The organism is Leisingera sp. ANG59 (assembly GCF_013317235.1).
Classification (GTDB): domain Bacteria; phylum Pseudomonadota; class Alphaproteobacteria; order Rhodobacterales; family Rhodobacteraceae; genus Leisingera.
Window position 1 is genome coordinate 21277 of the sequence record NZ_WLCM01000022.1, and the last position, 22133, is coordinate 43409.

Sequence of the window (22133 nt, forward strand, 5' to 3'; positions counted from 1 at the left end):
GCCCCCATGAGCGAAAAGTCCGAAACCGGCATTTCAGAAGAAGAAGCCGCCCGTCACGCGTCCAAGATGGCCAAGAAGAAAGCGGCGCGCGACCGGATGATGAAAACCAAGGAGGGCGAGAAGGGCCTGATCATCGTTCACACCGGTCCAGGCAAGGGCAAATCCTCCTCGGGCTTCGGCATGATCATGCGCTGCATCGCCCACAAGATGCCCTGCGCCGTGGTGCAGTTCATCAAGGGCGCCTGGCAGACCGGCGAGCGGACGCTGATCGAGGAGAACTTCAGTGATCTCTGCCAGTTCTATGCAATGGGAGAAGGCTTTACCTGGGAGACTCAGGACAAGGCCCGCGACATTGCCGCGGCGCAGAAGGGCTGGGAGAAGGCCAAGGAGATGATCCTGGACGAGCGCAACACCATGGTGCTCTTGGACGAGATCAACATCGCCCTGCGCTATGAGTATCTGGACCTGGAGGAGGTGCTGGAGTTCCTGGTGGAGCAGAAACCGCCGATGACCCATGTGGTGCTGACGGGCAGGAACGCCAAGGAAGAGCTGATCGAGATCGCCGACCTGGTGACCGAGATGGGGCAGATCAAGCATCCGTTCCGCGCCGGCGTGAAGGCGCAGAAGGGTGTGGAGTTTTAACGCTCAGGGCAGCGCCCGAGCCTGGGTGGGCGTAAATGCGCCCTCCCGTGGGGAGGGTCGGGCGCTGCCCGGCATATCAGCCGGGCAAGGCGGTCAAGCCGCGCGTTGAGCCGCTTTTCCCTGAATGTAGGCATCCACTGCCGCGCGCTGGGCTTCATCCAAACGCAGGCCCAGCTTGGTGCGCCGCCACAGGTAATCCTCACCGTTGCGCACCCATTCGCGGGCAATGGCCCAATCGAGTTCCTGTGCGGTGATCGTTGCGCCGAAGTCCTGCCCCAGGTCTGCGGCGGATTTGGCCGCCCCGAGTACATCCCACGCCTCGGTGCCGTAAGCGCGGATCAGGCGGCGGGTCCCGTAGGGCGTCAGGAACGGGTAGTCCGCTGCGAGTTTGGCGCGCAGCATTTCCACATCCGCCACCGCAAAATCGCCGCCCGGCAGGGCAACCCCTGCGGTCCAGTCTGCGGGCAGCTGCGGGAACACCTCGCCGATCTTCGCCAGCGCCGCCTCGGCCAGCTTGCGGTAGGTGGTTATCTTGCCGCCGAAGACATTGAGCAGCGGCGCTTGGGCCTTTTCCAGCGTCAGCACATATTCCCGGGTCGCCGCGGTGGCGGAGCTGGCGCCGTCGTCATAAAGCGGGCGCACCCCGGAATAGGTCCAGACAATGTCCTCGAGCTTGAGCGGCTGATTGAAATATCCGGACGCGAAATCAATCAGATAGTCCTGTTCTTCCACGGTGCATTCCGGCGCGGTGTCGGGGTCCGGGTGGTCGGCATCGGTGGTGCCGATCAGGGTGAAATCTTCCTCGTAGGGAATGGCGAAGATGATCCGCCCGTCCGTTCCTTGGAAGAAATAGCAGCGGCCGTGATCAAACAGTTTCGGCACCACGATATGGCTGCCGCGCACCAGGCGGACGTTTTCACGGCTGTTCTGGCCCAGCTTCTGGTGCAGCACGTCGGCGACCCACGGCCCGCCCGCGTTGACCAGCATCTTTGCGCGGCGCTGATGGGTGTCGCCGCTGGCCTGGTTCTGCAGGGTGATCACCCAGTGGTCCGCATGGCGCTCGGCTGACAGCACCTTGGTCCGGGTCAGGATCTCGGCGCCGCGGGCCTGCGCGTCGCGGGCGTTCAGGACAACCAGGCGGGCGTCCTCGATCCAGCAGTCGGAGTATTCAAAGGCGGTCTTGAACTTGTCCTTCAGGGGGCGGCCTGCCGGGTCGGCGGCCAGGTCAAGTTTCGCTGTGCCGGGCAGGATGCCGCGCTTGCCCAGGCTATCGTACAGGAACAGGCCCAGCCGGATCAGCCAGGCAGGGCGGCGGCCCTTCATCCAGGGCATGAAAGTCGTGAGCAGTTTCGAGGTCGGTGTGTCGCTGTCGAACCGCATGTCCTTGTGGAACGGCAGCACGAACCGCATCGGCCAGGAGATATGCGGCATCGCCTTCAAGAGCACCTCGCGTTCGATCAGCGCCTCGCGCACCAGGCGGAACTCGCAATATTCCAGATAGCGTAACCCGCCGTGAAACAGTTTGGTGGAGGCGGAGGAGGTGGCGGAGGCGAGGTCATTCATCTCTGCCAGCGTCACCGACAAGCCGCGGCCGGCGGCGTCGCGGGCGATGCCGCAGCCGTTGATGCCGCCGCCGATGATGAAAAGGTCCGTTACAGGCGTGTCAGTCATTTTCGCTGCTTTCGTTTTGTCCTGCGGTCAGGATGCGGGTGCCGGCGGCCTGCGCGGCCTCGGCAAATTCTGCGGGGACCGGGCGGTCAGTGATCACCACGTCAAGGTCGGAGACATCACAGATACGCACCGGGGCTGCGCGGTCGAACTTGCTGCCATCGCAGACCAGCACCTTTTGGCGGGCGTTCTTCAGGATGGCGCGGGCAACGGAAACCTCGCGGGTGTCATGATCCATCACCGCGCCGTCCGCATCCAAAGCTGAGGCGCCGATGACGGCAAAATCCACCTTGTAGCGAAAGAAGAAGTCGACCGCGTCCTCTCCCACTATGGCGCCGTCACTTTGCCGCACGGTGCCGCCTGCAAGGATCAGTTCCTTTGCCTGACCGCCCATCATCATATTGATAATATTGATGTTGTTGGAGATCACCGTGAGGCCGCTGTGGCCCGAGAGCGCGCGGGCGACCTGCTCCGTGGAGGTGCCGATGTTGAGGCTGATCGAGCAATTGTCGGGGATCAGCTCTGCCGCAAGCGCAGCCATCGCCAGCTTGTTGCCGGCGTTCAGCTTGCGCCTGTCCTCGTAGCCCTGGCTGGCGGCGGAGCTGACCCGGACGGCGCCGCCATGCACGCGGGACAACGCGCCCCGCGCCGACAGATCGCGCAGGTCCGCGCGAACGGTCTGCAGGGATACGCCAAAGCGGCGGGAGAGATCCTCGACCTCGACCCGGTCCTGCCGGCTCAGGAGGGAGATGATTTCGTTCTGACGGCTCAGGGCATCCATTTGCTTTCCTTTCGCCGCGATTCTGTAGCCTACTGCGCAAGAGAAGTCACTATTGTTTTCGTTTCTATTTCGTTTTCAATGGAAACGAAAGGGCGCACCATTTCTGGCGCGCCCTGTGATTGTCCCGGTTGTCTTGTTTCAGGCGAGCGGGATCAGGTGATTGTCCCAGGCCAGATCCGCGCGGTGCAGAAGATGTTGGGTGGATTCCGAGATGGCTATGAAATGGCCGGCGCCGGTGCTGGCCATAAAGCCGTCGGCGGAAGGCGCCAAGCCGCAGACGTCTCCAATCCTGTGTTCCTGCAACAGAGCACCGCTGACCGTGTCCATCACCTGCAGCACCCCGCCGCGCGGCGAGGTGACGCCGATCTGGCCGCCGTCGTCGGAAAAGGCAACCGAGCCGCCATAGCCCTGCATGTTCAGCACCCGCGCGTCATCCTCGGCCAGCAAACGCGGCACGCCGCCGGGAGTGTGCAGGCCGGCGGTGGGAACCTGTTCGCCCGTATCGCCCTGCCATTGCATGGCGAAACCAACGGTGCCGTCGGCACGCATTGACAGGTGGCGGATTGAGTTCAGATGCAGGTCCTGCGGCAGTTCCATCTGCTCTTCCAGCGTACCGTCCGGGTTCAGGTAGCTGAGGTTGGGGCGCATGTCGGGCAGGTTCAGCTTGGCGCGGCCGCTGTCGGGGTGGGTCTCGATGCCGCCATTGGCGATTACCAGCCCCGGTTTGTCGCGGCGCAGAAGCATGTCATGCGGGCCGATGCCGCCGGAGGAGAAGGCATCAATGCGCCGGTAGCCGTCTGCGGCGTGCCAGACGCCAACAATGCCGCGGGCGTTTTCATAGTCGTTTTCGGTGGTGAACAGGCGGCTGCCGTCCGGCGAAAAAGTGCCGTGACCATAGAAATGGTGGCCCGGGGGCGGTTCCAGCCGGGCGAGGGCGGCGCCGGAACGGCAGTCGATCACATCGGCAAAGCGGCCCGGGCGGCGGGCGAAGGCGACGGCCTCCGGGCGGGTGGGATGCGCCGCTGCCGCGTGGCCGCGTCCGGGCAAGGGATGGCGGAACAGGATCCCGCCCGTTTCAGTTAGGCCTGCCAGCAGGAAGGCGCCGCTGGTGTCTTTGCCGGCCGATAGGAAGGCCGGGCTGCCCGCCGCGGCCCAGCTGGCCTGCGGCGCGAGGGCAGAGGCCATCAGGCCTGCCAGAAATCCGCGGCGGGAGGTCATGCGGGGTCCTTTCCGTCAGTCGCCGTCGAGCGAATTGAAACCTGCCGCCACGCCTAGGGCCGGGCCAAGGCGTTGAGTGGCAAGCGCGCGCAAATCCTTCACCTGCTGGCGCAGGGCCTCGATCCGGATGCGGGCGGCGGGCACTGCAACGCCGGCAAAAACCGGGTCCTCCAGTGTTTCAGCGCGTTGGCGGACGTTTTCAAACCCGCGGGCGAGGTCTGCCTTAAGTGCTGCATTGCCGTGCGCCAAGGCGAGCGCCAGCGGCTCCATTGCGTTCAGCGACACCAGCACATGGCGCAGGCTGCGCCCCGACCGCCGGGCCTCGGCACGGTTGGGGCGGGGAGTGTCAAAGGTGCCCAGTGGGCGGCCCAGGCGCATGTCATCCAGCACCTGCAGTCCGGTGGCCAGCGCCTTTAGCAGTTCCTGGTTGATTTCCGGCTCGCTGCGGTAGCGGGCGGCGGGTTTGCGCATTTCGGCGGCGTAGTTTTCCTTCCAGTCCGTGGCAATGGCCTGTGCGGTGGCTGCGATATCTTTGCTGATGGCGCGGGTCAGGGCGCAGCGGTAGTCCGCGTTGCCGTCTTTGGAGAGGCTGGGGTCGTAAAGCAGGTACTCCAGCGCATAAAATCCGCGGGCGGCGATGGAGTAGCTGGCGAAACCCGCCGGGTCGCTGATGCCTGTGTCCTCGCTTTGAATCAGATGGCCAAGCACCTTGGGAGTCTTGCCGCGGGTGTCGGGCCAGAAAGCCAGCGCAAAGGCGCGGCTGTCCTTTTCCGTCGGTCCGAAGCGGTAGTGGCTGGCGGCGATCCAGGCGTCGAAGGCTTCGCCGTAGGCTGTGCGGAGGGTTTCGGATCGCGGGTTGCAATCTTCATTGGCAGCGTGCTCCAGGGCTGCGGCGTCCAGTGCCAGTTCCTCAAACGCAGGGACGATTAGCTGATCGGTAATATTTCTGGACATCTCGGAAGCCGCGGCGGGGCTGGCAAGGAGGGCGAGGGTCAGGGCAAAGGCGCGCATCAAAGGCTCTCCAGGAAGGTGATGAGGGCGGCGCGGTCCGCCGGCCTCAGTCCGGTCACTTTGTTCTTTGCGGCCTCCGCCTCGCCGCCGTGCCAAAGGATGGCCTCCAGCAGAGTGCGGGCGCGGCCGTCGTGCAGGAAAGTGGCGCGGGGCGAAACCTGCTGCGTCAGGCCGATGCCCCAGAGCGGTGCCGTGCGCCATTCGCGGCCCGTCGCGCGGCCTTCAGGGCGGTAGTCTGCCAGGCCCTCGCCCATGTCGTGCAGCAGCAGGTCGCTGTAGGGCCAGGTCAGCTGGAAGCTCTGCTCGGGCCGGTCTTGCAGCCGGTGGGTCACGAATTTCGGCACGTGGCAGGCTGCGCAGCCGCTGTCATAGAACACCTGCTTGCCGCGCAGTACCTGCACATCACCGGTGTCGCGCCGCGCGGGCACGCCGAGGTTGCGGCTGTAAAAGGTGACCAGATCCATATTGGGCTGGTCTATCTCGGTTTCACGGGAATCTCCGCCGCCATGCGGGGCGGCCTGGCAGGCAGTCTGCAAATCCGTGCACTCACCTGCATGGGCGGGGAAGAGCGGGGTGGAGATGCCGATGTCGCCGGAAAACGCCCCTGCGGATTGCTCATGCACGGTTGGCGTGCCGGCCTTCAGTCCGAAGCGGCCCGGCATGATTTGGCCGAACTCCCGCGACCACACCAGATTGGCGCGGCCGGAAATGCCGTCGCCGTCAGCGTCGTGCTCATCCGCATGGGCCAGGATATCGGCGGCCGGGATCGCCTCCAGCAGGCCGAGGCCGATCATTGGCGGCGCAACGCGGGGGGAGAGCATGGCGCCGTCTGCCAGCGGGCCGTAGCCGAGGCTGGCGGCGGTATAGCCGGGGCGCCGCAGGGTGGCGGTCTCACCGCCGTTCAGGGCGACCTCGAATTCCTCGTAGTCCACCTGCAGCCTGTACTCCGGTGCAAGGCCGGGGGCGGAGAAATTCTGCAGCTGGTGGCCGTAGTTCGGGTCAGGCGCGGTGCCGATGTAGTCCTTGATGTTCTGCAGCTCAGGCGGCACCGGGCCGGGCACGGAAATCCGCAGGAACATGCTTGCCGAACTATAGTCCGGCTGCTCCGGCACATGGCCGCGGCCATCCTTCAGGTGGCAGCGCTGGCAGGAGCGGGCGTTATACAGCGGGCCGAGCCCGTCGGAGGCCTTGGTAGAGGCGGGCGAAAACACCCAGATCTTCTTGAACAGCCCGTTGCCGAGCTTGAATTCCAGCTCCTGTTCGAAAGAGAGATTGGCGGAATGCTGGGAAAACGCCTCTTCATCCAGGCGGGCGCGCACGGTGGCGGCGCCTGCCGGCAGGTCTTCATAGGGCTCAGGCGCGGAGAAATCCGTGGCGGGGGCTGTCACCAACCCGATCCGGGCGCGTTCTGCATCGGTGCGGGGAAGGGGGGAGAGGTGCGGCTCTGCCTGGTACCGGCTGGCCAGATCCAGCGCCGCAAGGGGCGTGGCCGCCGCAAGCGCGGCAGCCAGAGTCAGTTTAATCGTCAACCTCTTCCATCTTGGTGGCGTTGTGCTGGGCATAGTTTTCGGCACCGATCCGGTCGTGCAGTTCAAGCTGCGTTTCGAGGAAATCGATATGGCCTTCTTCGTCCGCCATCAGGTCTTCAAACAGCTTCTGGGTGACGTAGTCGCCTGCCTTGTTGCAGGCGTCCCGGGCTTCCTTGTAAAGCGCGCGGGCATCCACTTCGGCGGCAAGGTCGCATTCGAGGGTTTCTTTGGGCGTCTGGCCGATCCGCAGCGGGTCAAGCTTTTGCAGGTTCGGGTGGCCGCCCAGGAACAAAATCCTTTCAATCAATTTATCCGCGTGCTGCATCTCCTCGATGCTTTCCTCGCGGCTTTTCTTGGCCATGCTGCCCAGGCCCCAATCTTCCTGCATCCGGTAGTGCAGCCAATACTGGCTGACGGCCGTCAGCTCATGGCGCAGCGCTTTGTTGAGATAGTCGATAACCTTGGCGTCGCCCTTCATTATTTTCCTCCCGAATTGATCCTGCGCGTAAATTCGCAAGCTGCGCAGGTACTTCCAGCTTACTGCTGGAACGCATCGTGTCGAGGAAAAGGGGCATGCAGCCGCCGCAATCGGCGGATTTTCCCAGCGCGTGATAGATCTTGCCGGGAGTGATTATCGTTTCAGGATCGGCGCTTCGCATCCAGTCGATGGCTGCGAGGATGTCGTGGTCCGAGATCTGTGTGCAGTGGCAAACGATCATGCTGCTCGCGTCCTAGCCCGGTGGCGCAAATGGCCAAGTGATTCCGTTGGGAAATATATCCGACAAAATTACTGAGGATTCAAGGGGGATCCAGAGTGAAACACTAGGGTATTGACGGGTGTTCGCTGCACGCAGAAAAGGGCCGCGGGAATAGCGGCCCTTTTCAGATGTGTTGCCATTCGCCGGAATGGCTTAATTGAAGACTGCCGAGGGGTTGTCGAGGCTGTCGGAGCCTTCGATGGCCACGCCGTCCAGCTTCAGGGCAGAGACCACACGCTCGATCGAGCGGGTCTGGTCAATCAGCCCGTTGACGCCGCCCATCACCAGCGCCTCGCCGGCTGTGTTGCCCTGCGCCAGCATCTGGTCGTAGGAGAGGCCTGCCTCAGCCGCAGTCTTAATGCGGCCGAGCGCCAGCATGGTGGTGGACAGCTTGCCGCGCATCTCGGCGTCCAGATCCGCGTCCTTGGCGGCCACCAGATCGGACAGCGACGGGCCGGACACCAGCGCGCCGTTCACCCGGACGTATTCGCCCAGATAGACGTTCTGCACGCCCAGACCGTCGTAATAGTGGCTGTTGTGGGTGTTGTCGGAGAAGCAGTCGTGCTCTTCTTCCGGATCGTTCAGCATCAGGCCCAGGCGCATCCGCTCACCTGCCTGCTCGCCATAAGACAGCGAGCCCATGCCGGTCAGCATGGCGGTGATGCCTGCGTCCTCATCCGCCAGCAGCGCGGTGCGGGCTTCGCCTTCGGCGCCCCACTGGGCGGTGATCCACTCCAGGTCGGAGATCAGCAGATCGGTCGCCGCCTGCAGGTACTCGCTGCGGCGGTCGCAGTTGCCGCCGGTGCAGGCGTCGCCCTGGGCATAATCGGTCCAGGGACGGTCGCCCGCGCCGCGCTCGGTGCCCTTCAGGTCCTGGCCCCACAGCAGAAATTCGATGGCGTGGTAACCGGTGGCCACGTTCGCTTCGGCCCCGTCGGCTTCATGCAGGGCGCCTTCCAGCAGTTCCGGTGTGATCTTGGCGGCGTCGATGACCTTGCCTGACAGCTCAAAACTGGGATTTGCGATTACGTTCAGCGCCGCCAGGGTGTTTTCGTCGCTCGGGCCGCCATAGGAGGCATCGACATAGTCAATCAAGCCCTCGTCCAGCGGCCAGGCGTTCACCTTGCCCTCCCAGTCGTCGACGATGGCATTGCCAAAGCGGAACACTTCGGACTGCTGGTATGGGACGCGAGCCGAGATCCAGGCGGCGCGGGCGGCTTCCAGGTTTTCCGCCGACGGGTGTGCAACCAGCGCATCGACAGCGGACTTCAGCACCTGTGCGGTGGCCAGGCTGTCCTGGTATTTGGCTTCGGCGATATTTGCGTAGTTGGTCAGCACCGCGGCCTTGTCAGCGGCCAGGGCAGCAGTGGAGCCAACGGCGAGACCGGCGAGGGCAGTGCTCGCGAGAAAGACAGGTTTCATCATCTAAATCCTTGGGTTCGATATATGGTCAATGGAGTGTGGCGGAGCTCGGACGGGCCGGCTGCACAGGCGGCTGCAGTCCCATGATCTGCTGCATCAGCAGGCCGCAGTCAGAGGCAAGCTGTGCCAGTTCCGGCGCTTTTCTCGGCGTGACGATCAGCGAAGCAAGCACATTGGCGTCGTCCTGCTGGCCTTCCGCGGCAGAGGCCAGCAGGTTGGCAAAGCAGTTTTCATCCGCACCCAGGCATTTGCAGGTCATGCCGTGGCGCACCAGCGGGCGGCGGCCGTGGGCGGCGCAGAAATTGCACAGGTAGCCAAAGGCCTCAAAGGCGGCTTCGGCCAGGTCCGGGCCGAAGTTCACCTCGAAGTCACGGCGCATCTGCTCGCGGGTCTCCTCGCCGGAGAACCAGTGGCGCAGGTAGATCACCGCGCCGGCCTCCAGCGGCGGCAGTTCCGACAGGGTGCCGACGGTCACGCCGCCGCGGGGATGGGGGGCAGTGCCGCTCATTTGGTCAGGATCAGCTTGCCCGCGCGGGTGATGCGCAGCGAATAAATCTGCCCGTTCAACAGGATGCGGGCCTGTGTGCCGCCACGGGTCAGGTCCTCGGCGTGATAGGTCGGGAATACCTCGGCGGTTGCCTCAGTGGGGACGGGTTTGGAAGTAATCTGGTTCATGACGTGCGCCCATCGCTGAATTCCGCCCTGTCCAGAAGCCATTCCAGACAAAAACCGGACAGTGCGCCGGATGGCGCGAAGACCTGCGGCCACAGCTGGCGCATGTCCTCGGATTCCGGTTCCTTGATCTCGGGGCCGCTGGGGCGGCGCGCACTGGTCGGCATGGGGGCGATCTCGGTTGATTGAATGTCACTCGGGCTCGCCCGATCCGAGTCAGGCTGGCTGGAATGCCCAATACCTGATTTATTTACTCACCTATGTCAATCCGAGTTTTTTAGTCGGAATTATTTTTTGCGCAGCGGCAAGGGGATGGCATAAGAAAAGGCCGCCCCGAGGGACGGCCTTGGCTTGGGGCGGCAGTTGGAGTTTCAGGCGCGGGTGCCGGAAAACCGCGCCTGCCACTCTTCGCGCTGTTCGTCGGTGATCTTGGCGAACATCACTTCCGGCACGGTGAACCCGTGGCCCGCGGGCAGGCCAGACAGAGCGGCGGCCACGTCTTCCGGCCAGCTGCGGTCGTCTGAGTTCAGCGCTGCCATCAGAGTTCCCGATGCATGCGGGATGAACGGTGCCGACAGCACTGCGTAAAGGCGGATCAGGTTCAGGCCCAGGCGCACCTGTGCGGCGGCGCGCTCGGGGTCTTCCTTGAACACCGACCAGGGCGCCGCGGACTGCAGGTATTCGTTGCCGGCCACCCAGATCGCCCGCAGCTCCTGCGCCGATTTGCGCACCTCCATTGCCTCCATGTGGCCCTCATAGGCGCGGATGCGGGTGGTGAGCTCGTCGATCAGCGCCAACTCCTGCGGCCCGTATTCGCCGCCTGCCGGAACCTCCTCGCCGAACTTGGAGCGGCAGAACTTGGTAATGCGGCTGACGAAGTTGCCCAGAACGTCGGCCAGATCCTTGTTCACCGACTGCTGGAAGTTCTCCCAGGTGAATTCGGAGTCGGAGCTTTCCGGCGCGTGGCTCAGCAGCCACCAGCGCCAGTAATCAGCCGGCAGGATCTCCAGTGCCTGGTCCATGAAGACGCCGCGGCCCTGGCTGGTAGAGAACTGGCCGCCGTCATAGTTCAGGTAGTTGAAGGACTTCAGGTGGTCGACCATCTTCCACGGCTCGCCCGAGCCAAGGATGGTGGCCGGGAACGACAGGGTGTGGAAAGGCACGTTGTCCTTGCCCATGAACTGGACGTATTTCACGTCTTCGGCGCCCTTGTCGGTGCGCCACCAGCGCTGCCAGTCGGCGTCTGTCTTGCCGTGTTTTTCGGTCCATTCGCCGGCGGCGGCAATATATTCGATCGGCGCGTCGAACCAGACATAGAAGACCTTGCCCTCCATGCCCGGCCAGTCCTCGCCGCCCTTCTTGACCGGCACGCCCCAGTCCAGGTCACGGGTGATGCCGCGGTCCTGCAGCCCGTCGCCGTCATGAAGCCATTTCTTGGCGATGGAGGTGGTCAGCACCGGCCAGTCTTTCTTGGTGTCGATCCACGCATCCAGCTGATCGCGCATCGCGGATTGGCGCAGGAACAGGTGCTTGGTCTCGCGCACTTCCAGGTCAGTGGAGCCGGAGATGGCGGAGCGCGGGTTGATCAGGTCGGTGGGGTCCAGCTGCTTGGTGCATTCCTCGCACTGGTCGCCGCGCGCCTTCTCATAGCCGCAGTTGGGGCATGTGCCCTCGATATAGCGGTCCGGCAGGAACCGGCCGTCCGCGTTGGAGTAAACCTGCTTTTCGCTGACTTCCGAAATCAGCCCGGCCTCGGCCAGCTTGCCGGCGAAATGCTGGGTCAGCGCATGGTTCTGCGGGCTGGAGGAACGGCCGTAATGGTCGAACGAAAGGCCGAAGCGCTGCGCGATATCGGTCTGCACCTCGTGCATTTCGGCGCAATACTCCGCCACTGGCTTGCCCGCTTTGGCGGCAGCCAGTTCGGCCGGCGTTCCGTGTTCATCGGTGGCGCACAGGAACATCACCTCATTCCCGCGGCCCCGGTTGTAGCGGGCGTAAAGATCTGCCGGCAACTGGCTGCCCACCAGGTTGCCCAGATGCTTGATCCCGTTGATGTAGGGAAGCGCCGAAGTAATCAGAATGCGTGCCATGCCATCCATCCAGGTAATACGTCAAAGGCCCGTCTAGCGCATGGCGCGGGCGGCGGAAACCCCGGCTGCAGCATTCAGCAGAAATTAGAGGGCTGCGCATAGTTCGGGCTTGATCTGCGAAACGGGGTGACGCACTCAGGAGTTGTGTATCTCTATCTTAAACCCTTGAAAGCTCACAAGGGCGTTACCATATTGCTTGTATACCACGGCATACATTAATGGGGCATTCCATCGGTGTTCAACTTTCTGCTTGATGGCGCATTTGCGCCGTTCTCCCTTGCACTCGCCCTGCTGGGCGGTCTGGCGGTACTGGAACTTGCGGCCTTGCTGCTTGGCGGCAGCCTGGTCGGCGGTGACGGCGACGCGGGGGGCGATGCGGCAGATGGTGCCGGCATCGGCGAGTTTCCCGATGTCGGCAATCTGGGTGCGGACGCCGCCGCGGACGCATTGGGTGATCTCGGAGACATCGATCTCGCGGATATCGACGGGGCTGAAGCGCCGGGCAATGCCGGGGCCGCAGACGCTTCGGGCAGTCTGGCGTCCTGGCTGGGCCTGGGCGGGATGCCGGCGCTGATCTGGCTGGCGGCATTGCTGATGGGTTTCGGCCTCAGCGGCATCGGCCTGCAGATGGTGCTGAAATCCTACCTGGGGTGGTCGGCGCCTGCCTGGATGGCGGTGCTGCCGGCGGGTGCCTTTGGGCTGTGGTTCGCGCGCGCCTTTGGCGGGATCTTTGCCAGAGCCCTGCCGCAGACGGAGACAGAGGCGCTGTCGGAGCGCAGCCTGGGCCGCCGCCGCGGGGTGATCACCCAAGGCACCGCCGCCCAGGGCCGTCCTGCGGAGGTGCGCGTCATGGATGCCTACGGCAACGCTCACTATCTGCGTGCTGAGCCGTTTGCGTCCGGCGAGGAGCTGTCCCAGGGCACCGAAGTGCTGGTGATGCGCGACCGCCGCAAGGACCGGTACGTGCTGATCCCCCTCTCGGACTGATCTGTCCGAATGACCTGCCGGGCGGGCCTGCCCGGGTAACTGAAACCGATAAACTCTGGCTTTTTCTCCAAGGAGGTATTCCGCATGGAATTTCAATTCATGCTCATTGTCGTGGTGAGCGCTCTTGTCTTTCTTCTGGTCTTTGGACTGGTTCTGGGCCGGCTTTACCGCCGGGCCACCCGCGAGATCAGCCTGGTGAAGACCGGCGCAGGCGGCAAAAAGGTGATCATGGACGGGGGCACCATTGTAGTGCCGCTGCTCCATGAGGTGAGCCCCGTAAACATGAAAACCCTGCGCCTGGAGGTGAAGCGCGACGGCGATGCGGCGCTGATCACCCAGGACCGGATGCGGGTTGACGTCGGTGTCGAATTCTACGTCTCGGTGATGGCGACGGTCGAGGGCATCGCCCGTGCCGCGCAAACGCTGGGCGACCGGACTTTTGATGTCGAACAGCTGCGCGAGATGATTGAGGGCAAGCTGATCGACGGTCTGCGCGCGGTGGCGGCGCAGATGACCATGGACGGGCTGCACGAAAACCGTGCCGACTTCGTTCAGGAGGTGCAGAATGCCGTGTCCGAGGACCTTCTGAAGAACGGCCTGTCGCTGGAATCCGTCTCGCTGACCGCGCTGGACCAGACCCCGTTTGAGGCGCTGGATGAAAACAACGCCTTTAACGCGGTGGGTATGCGTAAGCTGGCCGAAGTGATTGCCACCTCCAAGAAGGAGCGGGCGCAGATTGATGCCGAGGCCGAAGTTGCGGTGCGCCGCGCGGCGATGGAGGCAGAGCGTCAGCGCCTTGCCATCGAACAGGACGAGGAGCAGGCCAAGATTGAGCAGGCCAAGCAGGTCGAGACCATGAAAGCGGCGCAGGAGGCCGAGATCGCCCAGCGGCGCGAGGACTCGATGCGCGAAACCGAACGGGCACGGATTGCCCGTGAGGAAGCCATTCGCGCTGCAGAGATCGCCCGCGAAGCCAAGATCCGCGACGCTGAGATCGCCAAGGAACGTGCGGTCCGCGAGGCGGAGATCGCCAAGGAACGCGAGCTGGAAGTTGCCGAACAGGAACGCCAGATCATCATTGCGCAGAAGTCCGAGGAGGAAAGCCGCGCACGGGCGTCTGCCGACATGGCCCGGGCCGAGGCAACCAAGGCAACCGAAGCGGTGGCAACCGCCCGTCAGGTGGCCGAGGCTGAGCGTCTGAAGCAGATCACCCTGATCGAGGCCACCCGCGAGGCAGAACGCCAGGCAACCGGCATCCGCCTGTCGGCGCAGGCCGAGAAGGAAGCCGCGGCCGACCGCGCGGAAGCCCGCCGCGAGGAAGCCCAGGCCGAGGCTGACGCCTTGAACATCCGGGCCGAGGCCAAGAAGAACGACATGCTGGCCGAGGCGGAAGGCAAGCGGGCGATTGTCGACGCCGAGAACGCCCTTTCGGGTGAGCTGGTCCGGATGAAGATCGACCTGGCCCGGATCGAGGCGATGCCTGCGATCATCAGCGAGATGGTGAAGCCGGCAGAGAAGATCGACTCGATTAAGATCCACCAGGTCAGCGGCATCGGTGCCGGTGCACCCTGCAGCGCCGCAGGTGCCGGTGCAGGCGCGGAGAAGCCGGTGGTGAACCAGGCGCTGGATTCGATCATGGGCATGGCGGTGCAGATGCCCGCGCTGAAGAAGCTGGGCGAGGAACTGGGACTGTCGATGGAAAACGGTGTCAGCGGCGTTGCCAGCCTGGCGCTGGGCGTTCAGCCGGAAGCGGCAGAAACCGCGGAAGAGGCAGAAAGAACAGATGCGCCGCTGCTGAACGGTGCAGACCGCGCGGACGTCCAAAGTGACACTGTAGGCAGCTGACTTGCAGAAACAGACATGTCAAAGGGCCGGGATTCTCCGGCCCTTATTGCCCAGAAGGGAGATGGTGCCTGAATTTTATTTGTTAACAATTTGTTAAATGGTCATGGATGCTGCCGCAATGTTTCGCGCGCGAAACATTTGGTCAGATGTGCTGACCTGTGTTCTACCTGTCGCGCGAGCGTTTCAGCAGCCGCCCGATGGTGAAGGAGGTGCGCGGCGAATAGACATAGCTGGTGCGTTCCTCCGGCACCGGGCGGGCGCGCATCCGGTTCAGGCCGAAGACGATCAGCAGCAGATGGCCGCAGGCAACATAGGCAAACAGGGCAGGCGGGCCAAAGCTGTCGATCAGCGCCGAGGAGACATAGGGCGAGGCGATGGCGCCAAGCGCGTACCAGAACATCAGCGCCGCCGACAGTTCGACCCGTTCGGTGGAGGTCGCGAAGTCGTTGGCATGGGCGGCGGAAACCGAGAAGATCGGGAAGGTGGTGAAGCCGAAGAACCCGGCGGCCAGCATCACGCCCAAGGTGCCGGTGCCGCTGGCGGCAATGGTGACGGTGCTGCTGACAATGGCGGCAACCGACAGCCAGATCAGCACCCAGCGGCGGTCGTATTTGTCGGCGAGCCAGCCGAGCGGGTATTGTGCCAGTGCGCCGCCCAGCACGAAGGAGGCAAGGAAAAAGGCGATCTGGCCGACCTCCAGCCCGACCCCCTGGCCGTAAACCGGGCCGACCATCCGGAACGAGGCGGAGCTGAGCGCGGAGACGATGACACCCGCCACCGCCAGAGGCGAGCAGCGCCAGGCCAGCTTGGGGCGCAGCCGCGGCGCGTCGGGAGTCTCCGGCTGGGTGGCCCGGGTGAGCGTCAGCGGCAGAAGCGCGGCGCAGCAGAGGATCGCCAGCAGGTTATAGGATACATAGGCGGCCGGCGGCAGCACCGCGATGATCAGCTGTGCAGTCAGCGAGGCGCCCATGTCGGCCAGCCGGTAGGTGCCCATGGCGCGGCCGCGGGTCTCGTTGGTGACCTTGGCGTTAAGCCAGGCCTCGATCACCGTGTAACAACCTGCCACACAGAGGCCGGAGGCGATCCGCATCGCGGCCCAGGCATAGGGGTTTTCGGTCAGCGTATGCCCAAGAAGCCCGATGGCGCCGAGGGCAGTGAAGGCGGCATAGGCGCGGGAATGGCCGACATTGCCCATCAGCCGCGGCGCCCACCAGCAGCCGATGAAGAAACCGAAGAAATGGCCGGAGCCCAAGAGGCCGATCTGCTCCTTGGAAAAGTTCAGCGTCAGGCCGGAGATGGCATCGAGCGGGCCAACGCCTCCGGTGGACAGCTGCAGCAGGATGACGGAAAGGAACAGGGCGGCAAATGAGACGATCAGGCGCATAACGCTGCGACCATGACAGGATGTCACGGCATTGCCAGCCGGTTTCCGCCACCGGCGTGTCGTATTTTTGCGGAGCGGTGCTTTTCCGCACCGGGGCTGGCGGAAGGGTCAGCTGCCGCGGCGGATGCGGGCCTTGATGGCGAGGCGGACGCGGTCGGCAACCAGGTCCGCATAGCCTGTGGCGCCGAAGGCCGCGCGGCTGATCTGGCCTGACAGGTGCACGTCCAGTTCGCTGAGCTCATCCGGGGCGCTGCCGGGGCGGCGGTAGAGCGCGGCCTGCAGGGTGAGCGGGCGGGTGGTCCCGCGCAGGGTGAGCTCTCCCTCGATCGCGGCCCCGCCCGAGATCCGCCCGTCCGGCCCGAGCCGGACACGGGTGGAGCGGAAGCGGATCTGGGGATGGCGTGCGGTGTCGAGGACACCGGGGCTTTTCAGCGCTTCGGTGGCCAAGATCAGCCCGGTGCGGGCGCGGCGTGCGTCCAGGGTGATATCGGCCTGGCTGCGGGGCAGGTTCTGCGGGTCGATGCGGATGCGGGCCTGGGAGACTGGAATGCGCCCCTGCTGCGGCTGCCCGCCGAGCAGGAAGATGAACCGCACATCGGTGGCCTCTGGCACCAGCTGGTATGCCAGGGGCGCCGCACGCAGCGCCTGCGGTGCCAGCAGCACAGCGCTGAGACAGGCGAGCAGTTTCCGCCGCTGCATTCCGTTTGTGCCCACGTGCGGTTTCCCTTGCCGGTGTGTGCTGCAGGCGAAGTGTAGCCGGATCTGCCGGTGCGGGCCGCTCACTTTCGCGCGTGCCGCCGTGAAGCGCGGGAAGGAGAGGCGCTCCCGCCAGGCTGCGGCTTTTGGCAAAGCCCCTGCCTGTTGGGCCCGGCACCGGGCGCTGCCCGGTGCCGGGCCCAATGCCGCTAGGGCTGTGCTGGCGCAGCCAGCGGGGCCTGCGGTTGCGGGAGAGCCCGGGAGGCCGCAGGGCGTGCGGTCTGCTGGCTGGCCGCGCCGGCCGGCAGCGGGGCAGCCCGCAGCAGCCTGCTTGCGCAGGCCCGGGTGATTTGCCAGCTGCGGGGCGGCAGGGTGCGGGCGCGCAGGCGCTGCAATATCCAGCAGCCTCTGCCCGCGGGGGCGCGGCCGGCCGGACTGCTGCCGGGCAGGCTGCTGGCGGGGCCGGGCGCATGGGCCAGGTGCCAGCGGCTTTCGATGCCCTGGGCGCCGCCGGTGCCGGGGGTCAGCAGCAGGCCCAGCGGTGCCGGGCCGAAGCGGCCGCCCCCCTCTGCGGCCAGATGCAGCCGCCGCACCGGGGTCATGGCGGGCGGCTCTGCCAGTTCCGCCACCACCAGCGGCGCCGCGCCGCTGCGCAGGGCCTGCTCCATCGCCCAGAGCAGGTCCTCCGCCCGGGCGGCTTGCGCGAACAGGAACCGGGCCGGGCTGGCATAGTCCGCCATCCCGTCCGGGTTCAGTGGCTTGCCGGCCTGAGGCAGGGACAGCCACAGCACGGGGCCCTGGGCGGCGGCTGCCAGCCACAGCGCAAAACTGTGGCGGGCGGGGCCGCAGGCCTCATGCACGCGGGCCTGCTCCAGCGCGATCCCTTCTGTCAGGGGCAGCGCCGGGCGGGGTTTGTGGCGGCGGCGGGCAAGCAGGTGAGTCGGCATGCTGCCAGACTAGCATGTTCACTTTATGTTCTCAATCGGGCGGGGCGGCCGGTGCTGCGCTTTTCCCGCGTTGCGCGGCGGGCCTCAGCCCTCGCGCGGGACCACCGGGCCGCCCTGCTTGGCCCATTCGGTGAAGCCGCCCTCCAGATGCACAACCGGTTTCAGCCCCATTTCCATCGCCGCCCTGGCGCTGAGGGCAGAGCGCCAGGCGCTGGCGCAGTAGAACACATAGGTCTTGTCCTGATTGAACACGGGCTTGTGGTAGGGGCTGTCCGGGTCGATCCAGAATTCCAGCATCCCGCGCGGGCAGGAAAACGCGCCGGGAATCATGCCGCTGCGCTGCAGCTCGCGGATGTCGCGCAGGTCGATGAAGACGTAGCTGTCGTCCAGCACTTTCTGCTTGGCGTCCTCGACGGACATGGTTTCGACAAGGCTGTTTGCCTCCGCCAGCAGCGCCTTGACGCCTTTGGTGATCTGTTGCGGCATTCTGAGCTCTCCCGGAGTGATACGGGAGACAGGCTGCAGAGTTTTGCGCCCGGGGGCAAGCGGCCGGGTGCGGCTCAATGCACCTGGTGCTGATCAAACGCTGCGACACTGCCGCCGCCGGCGAGCCAGGCATCCATCCCGCCATCCAGAAAGAAAACCTGCCGCAATCCCATGTGCTGTGCGCTTTGGGCGGCCTGAGAGGCGTTCAAGCCATCACGGCAGCAGAAAACGAAGACCTTCCTATTGGCAGCGGCGGTGCCGCCGATGGGGCTATCGGGATCAATCCACAGATCCATAAGGCCATTAGGGCAGGGAAACGCCCCGGGAATGAGACCCGTTCTTTTCATTTCCCACGTCATGCGCAAGTCAACAAAGACAGCGCCACCGCGGACATGGACCTTGCGTGCTTCTGCAGGCGACAACCGCGGCAGAGGCGCTTCAGCTTCAATGGCGGGACCACCGCCGTTTTCAAACACTGTAATCGTCATAAGCCACCTCTTGTTTTTCAATTTGCGGCAAATTTGAGTGTATCACATTTTAAGAGAATCGCTTTCAGGTTGTCGCTGAATGGTTAACGCCGGTCTGCCGTCAGGCCGCAGCGGCTTGCACTTGCCGCCCTGCCGGTTAGGGTCGCGGCAAAATCCGGAACAGGGGAGCGCGAGATGAAAATGAACCCGTTGGGCCGCACCGGCATGAGGGTGTCCGAACTGTGCCTGGGCACGATGACCTTCGGCACCCAGACGCCGGAGGACGAGGCCCATGCGCAGATTGATATGGCGCTGGCGGCTGGCGTGAACTTTGTTGATACCGCCGAGATGTACCCGGTGAATCCGGTCAGTGCTGAGACGCTGGGCAACAGCGAGCGCATCATCGGCAGCTGGAACGCAAGGACCGGACGGCGCGGCGAATACATCCTGGCAACCAAGCACTCGGGCGAGGGGATGAAACATGCGCGCGACGGGGCGCCGATCTCGTCCAAGACCATCGTGCCCACCATCGAGGCGTCGCTGAAGCGGCTGAAGACGGATTACATCGACCTCTACCAGTTCCACTGGCCGAACCGGGGCAGCTACATGTTCCGGCAGAACTGGACCTATGACCCCTCCGGCCAGAACCGCGGGGAGACGCTGGCCAATATGGAAGACTGCCTGGAGGCGCTGCAGCGCGAGGTGGAGCGCGGCACCATTCGCGCCTTTGGCCTTTCGAACGAAAGCGCCTGGGGCACCGCGCAGTGGCTGCGGATTGCTGAGGAAAAGGGCTGGCCGCGGGTGGCCTCGATCCAGAACGAATATTCGCTGGTCTGCCGGATGTTTGACACCGACCTGGCGGAGCTGAGTGTGAATGAGGATGTCGGTCTGATGGCGTTTTCGCCACTGGGCACCGGCTTGCTGACCGGGAAATACCAGGACGGGGCGGTGCCGGAAGGCTCACGCAAGGCCATCAATCCGGAGCTGGGCGGGCGCCACAGCCCGCGGGTCTATGATGCGGTGGCGGCCTATCTGGAGATTGCCAAGCGGCACGGACTGGACCCGGTGCATATGGCACTGGCCTGGTGCCGGACCCGGCCGTTCCTGGCTACGGCGATTTTCGGCGCCACCCATCCGCCGCAGCTGGAGCATCTGCTCAAGGCGGTGGAGCTGGAGCTGAGCCAGCAGGTGCTGGACGAGATCAATGCTGCGCACCGGGCGCATCCGATGCCGTATTGAGATGAATGGGGCAGGGGCTCCCGCCCGTCCTGCGGGCATGGGCCTGCCCTTGTCCGGTTGGGCCGGGCGCTGCTGCGCAGCGCGGAAATATAGCTGAGAAGCGCTCAGGGGCAGGTCTGCCCCTGAGCGCCTTTGCCAGTGTATTCATGGATTGCGCGTCAAGGGTGAACGGCGCTGCGCACCGCCGCTCTGCGGCCCTTGACCCGCAGGGATTTAGTGCGCCGTTGGGCGGGCCTGCACCTGGCGCAGGTCGCGGGCAGAGGTACCGTGCGCGGTGCGGAAGGCGCGGGCAAAGCTCGACTGCGAGGTGAAGCCGGTGGCCAGTGCCACCTCCATCAGCGGCATCGCGGTATCGGTGACCAGGCGGCGGGCCTCGGCCAGGCGCAGCTGCAAGTAGTGGTCCTGCGGCGTGGTGTTGAGCTTGAGCCGGAACTGCTGCTGCAGGCTGCGCGGGCTGGTGCCGAGGGTCTCGGCGATCTGCGCCAGCGGCAGCGGCTCATCCAGCGAGGCCTCCATCAGCGCGTTGGCCTTGGCGGTCAGCGCACTGTGGGCGCGGCCGCCAAGACGGCTTTGCGGGCGCGGCAGGGCGGCGGGCCCGTCGAACAGGAACAGCCCGGCCACGCGGGAGGCGAAGCCAGCGCCGTGGCGGGCGCCGATGATGTGCAGCATCATTTCGATCGCCGGGGTGGCGCCGCCGGAGGTGAGGCGGGCGTCGGACACGGTGAAGCGGTCATTGCGGGCATCCACATCCGGGAAACGGGCGGAGAAGTTCTCCAGGTCTTCCCAATGGGTGGTGGCGGGATGGCCGTCCAGAAGCCCGGCCTCGGCCATCAGCCAGGGGCCGCCGTCGATGCCGGCAATCGTGGCGCCGGTGGCCGCGATGCGGCGCAGGCCTGCCAGCAGGCTGGGGGTGGCATGGCGCGCAAGCTGGAAGCCTGCGACGACGATCAGCAGCTCGCAGCCCTGCAGCCGGGCCAGCGGGAAACTGGGCACGGTGAGGCCGCTGGTCAGCATCGGCGGCTCTGCCGTCGCACTGACGTAGTCCCAGTCGAACGCCGCCCGCCCGGCCAGCCGGTTGGCGGCGCGCATGGGGTCGACCGCGGCCGCAAAGGACAGCGTGTTGCATTCGTCCAGAACCAGCACCGCCGTTTTCAGCGGCCGGTTTTCGGGCTGCAGGATGTTTTTTGCGGATTTCATCAACTTCGATTCGCCTAGTGTAAACTGTGCCGTAAAAGGCTGCGGCAGAGTCGCTGTCAGCGCAAATCAGAATCTGGGGAGGAGCCTGGGGATAACCCGAGGCAAAACCCTGTACATCGAAGGGAAAAGAAAAATGCCTCTGGAAATGAACCGGGAAGTCTTCATCACCTGTGCCGTAACCGGCTCCGGCGGCACCCAGGACCGCAGCCCGCATGTGCCGCGCTCGCCCAAGCAAATCGCCGACAGCGCCATCGCGGCGGCCAAGGCCGGCGCGGCTGTCGTGCATTGCCATGTGCGCGACCCGGAGACCGGCGTGCCGAGCCGCCGGCTGGACCTGTACCGCGAGGTGACCGACCGGATCCGCGACGCGGAGGTGGATGTGGTGCTGAACCTGACCGCGGGCATGGGCGGCGACATGGTGTTCGGCGACACCGAAAACCCGCTGCCGCTGAAAGAAGCGGGCACCGATATGGTGGGGGCTACCGAGCGGGTGGCGCATGTGGCGGAATGCCTGCCCGAGATCTGCACCCTCGATTGCGGCACCATGAACTTTGCCGAGGCCGATTACGTGATGACCAACACGCCCGGCATGCTGCGGGCGATGGGGCAGATGATGACCGACCTGGGCGTGAAGCCGGAGATCGAGGCCTTCGACACCGGCCATCTGTGGTTTGCCAAGCAACTGGTAAAAGAGGGAATCCTGGAGCCGAACGCGCTGGTGCAGCTGTGCATGGGGGTGCCGTGGGGCGCGCCGGATGATCTCAACACCTTCATGGCGATGGTCAACAACGTGCCGGACGACTGGACCTTCTCGGCGTTCTCCCTGGGCCGCAACCAGATGGCCTATGCCTCGGCCTCGGTGCTGGCGGGCGGCAATGTGCGGGTCGGGCTGGAAGACAACCTGTGGCTCGACAAGGGGGTGCTGGCGGAAAACTGGCAGCTGGTCGAGCGGGCCAATACCATCGTGTCGAACATGGGCGCGCGGGTGATCGGGCCGCAGGAAGTGCGTGAGAAGCTGGGCCTGACCAAGCGCGCGCCGGTGGCGAAGTAAGCGGAAATGCGGGGGGTGACATGCGTGCCCCCCCTGTACACCC

At 64.9% G+C, this 22133-nt stretch carries 23 protein-coding genes; 5 read left to right on the plus strand and 18 right to left on the minus strand.

Translation table 11 applies throughout. The annotated features are described in order from the left end of the window. The first annotated feature begins 6 nt into the window (after positions 1-6). Complete coding sequence (cobO, locus tag GKC28_RS17375; RefSeq protein ID WP_174148263.1) at positions 7-642, plus strand: cob(I)yrinic acid a,c-diamide adenosyltransferase; 636 nt, start codon at positions 7-9, stop codon at positions 640-642. Between the two features lie 93 nt (positions 643-735). On the opposite strand, the gene glpD is transcribed toward cobO, so the two are convergent. From glpD to metG, 12 genes are all read right to left on the minus strand, one after another. Then, the gene (gene glpD / locus GKC28_RS17380) at positions 736-2313 is read right to left on the minus strand and encodes a glycerol-3-phosphate dehydrogenase (protein ID WP_174148264.1); all 1578 of its coding nucleotides are present in this window, start codon (positions 2311-2313) and stop codon (positions 736-738) included. Continuing rightward, on the minus strand, positions 2306-3091 hold the full coding sequence (locus tag GKC28_RS17385) for a DeoR/GlpR family DNA-binding transcription regulator (protein WP_174148265.1): 786 nt from the start codon (positions 3089-3091) through the stop codon (positions 2306-2308). The genes glpD and GKC28_RS17385 overlap by 8 nt, the downstream gene beginning before the upstream one ends. Before the next feature lie 138 nt (positions 3092-3229). Continuing rightward, positions 3230-4309, minus strand: coding sequence for a DUF1513 domain-containing protein (locus GKC28_RS17390; protein WP_174148266.1), 1080 nt, complete (start codon positions 4307-4309; stop codon positions 3230-3232). Between the two features lie 15 nt (positions 4310-4324). Beyond that, entirely contained in the window at positions 4325-5320 is a 996-nt protein-coding gene (locus tag GKC28_RS17395; protein ID WP_174148267.1) for an imelysin family protein, read from the minus strand. After that, positions 5320-6882 (minus strand): di-heme oxidoredictase family protein, encoded by a 1563-nt coding sequence (locus GKC28_RS17400; RefSeq protein WP_174148268.1) that lies wholly within the window; start codon positions 6880-6882, stop codon positions 5320-5322. The genes GKC28_RS17395 and GKC28_RS17400 overlap by 1 nt, the downstream gene beginning before the upstream one ends. Next, on the minus strand, positions 6839-7327 hold the full coding sequence (gene bfr / locus GKC28_RS17405; RefSeq protein WP_174148269.1) for a bacterioferritin: 489 nt from the start codon (positions 7325-7327) through the stop codon (positions 6839-6841). The genes GKC28_RS17400 and bfr overlap by 44 nt, the downstream gene beginning before the upstream one ends. Next, the gene (locus GKC28_RS17410; protein ID WP_174148270.1) at positions 7275-7568 is read right to left on the minus strand and encodes a bacterioferritin-associated ferredoxin; all 294 of its coding nucleotides are present in this window, start codon (positions 7566-7568) and stop codon (positions 7275-7277) included. Before GKC28_RS17410 ends, bfr begins: the two co-directional genes overlap by 53 nt. A gap of 192 nt (positions 7569-7760) precedes the next feature. Further along, on the minus strand, positions 7761-9029 hold the full coding sequence (locus GKC28_RS17415) for an imelysin family protein (protein WP_174148271.1): 1269 nt from the start codon (positions 9027-9029) through the stop codon (positions 7761-7763). A gap of 28 nt (positions 9030-9057) precedes the next feature. After that, positions 9058-9537, minus strand: a complete 480-nt coding sequence (locus tag GKC28_RS17420; RefSeq protein WP_174148272.1) for a hypothetical protein — start codon at positions 9535-9537, stop codon at positions 9058-9060. Then, positions 9534-9704: a hemin uptake protein HemP gene (hemP, locus tag GKC28_RS17425; RefSeq protein ID WP_019297511.1), complete on the minus strand. Its 171-nt coding sequence runs from the start codon at positions 9702-9704 to the stop codon at positions 9534-9536. Before hemP ends, GKC28_RS17420 begins: the two co-directional genes overlap by 4 nt. Beyond that, the gene (locus GKC28_RS17430; protein ID WP_174148273.1) at positions 9701-9868 is read right to left on the minus strand and encodes a hypothetical protein; all 168 of its coding nucleotides are present in this window, start codon (positions 9866-9868) and stop codon (positions 9701-9703) included. The genes hemP and GKC28_RS17430 overlap by 4 nt, the downstream gene beginning before the upstream one ends. Positions 9869-10072: 204 nt before the next feature. Continuing rightward, on the minus strand, positions 10073-11791 hold the full coding sequence (metG, locus tag GKC28_RS17435; protein ID WP_174148274.1) for a methionine--tRNA ligase: 1719 nt from the start codon (positions 11789-11791) through the stop codon (positions 10073-10075). A gap of 234 nt (positions 11792-12025) precedes the next feature. Between metG and GKC28_RS17440 the strand changes: the two genes are divergently transcribed. Both GKC28_RS17440 and GKC28_RS17445 read left to right on the plus strand, forming a co-directional pair. After that, on the plus strand, positions 12026-12778 hold the full coding sequence (locus GKC28_RS17440; RefSeq protein WP_174148275.1) for an OB-fold-containig protein: 753 nt from the start codon (positions 12026-12028) through the stop codon (positions 12776-12778). An 84-nt stretch (positions 12779-12862) separates the two neighbouring features. After that, a complete protein-coding gene (locus GKC28_RS17445) occupies positions 12863-14623 on the plus strand; it encodes a flotillin family protein (protein ID WP_174148276.1) in 1761 nt (586 codons plus the stop codon). A 163-nt stretch (positions 14624-14786) separates the two neighbouring features. Here GKC28_RS17445 and GKC28_RS17450 read toward each other — a convergent pair whose 3' ends face one another. From GKC28_RS17450 to GKC28_RS17470, 5 genes are all read right to left on the minus strand, one after another. After that, entirely contained in the window at positions 14787-16007 is a 1221-nt protein-coding gene (locus tag GKC28_RS17450; RefSeq protein ID WP_174148277.1) for an MFS transporter, read from the minus strand. Between the two features lie 108 nt (positions 16008-16115). Beyond that, complete coding sequence (locus tag GKC28_RS17455) at positions 16116-16721, minus strand: YceI family protein (protein WP_368041141.1); 606 nt, start codon at positions 16719-16721, stop codon at positions 16116-16118. A 191-nt stretch (positions 16722-16912) separates the two neighbouring features. After that, positions 16913-17650 (minus strand): ImuA family protein, encoded by a 738-nt coding sequence (locus GKC28_RS17460; protein WP_254604290.1) that lies wholly within the window; start codon positions 17648-17650, stop codon positions 16913-16915. Positions 17651-17734: 84 nt separating this feature from the next. Next, positions 17735-18136: a rhodanese-like domain-containing protein gene (locus tag GKC28_RS17465; RefSeq protein ID WP_174148278.1), complete on the minus strand. Its 402-nt coding sequence runs from the start codon at positions 18134-18136 to the stop codon at positions 17735-17737. A 74-nt stretch (positions 18137-18210) separates the two neighbouring features. Further along, positions 18211-18624: a rhodanese-like domain-containing protein gene (locus tag GKC28_RS17470; RefSeq protein WP_174148279.1), complete on the minus strand. Its 414-nt coding sequence runs from the start codon at positions 18622-18624 to the stop codon at positions 18211-18213. Between the two features lie 174 nt (positions 18625-18798). Here GKC28_RS17470 and GKC28_RS17475 point away from each other — a divergent pair, with 174 nt between their 5' ends. Further along, positions 18799-19842 (plus strand): aldo/keto reductase, encoded by a 1044-nt coding sequence (locus GKC28_RS17475; protein ID WP_174148280.1) that lies wholly within the window; start codon positions 18799-18801, stop codon positions 19840-19842. Positions 19843-20055: 213 nt separating this feature from the next. Here GKC28_RS17475 and GKC28_RS17480 read toward each other — a convergent pair whose 3' ends face one another. Next, complete coding sequence (locus GKC28_RS17480; RefSeq protein ID WP_174148281.1) at positions 20056-21039, minus strand: GlxA family transcriptional regulator; 984 nt, start codon at positions 21037-21039, stop codon at positions 20056-20058. 133 nt (positions 21040-21172) lie between these two features. On the opposite strand from GKC28_RS17480, the gene GKC28_RS17485 reads away from it, so the two are divergent. Then, positions 21173-22090: a 3-keto-5-aminohexanoate cleavage protein gene (locus GKC28_RS17485; RefSeq protein ID WP_174148282.1), complete on the plus strand. Its 918-nt coding sequence runs from the start codon at positions 21173-21175 to the stop codon at positions 22088-22090. Positions 22091-22133 lie beyond the last annotated feature (43 nt).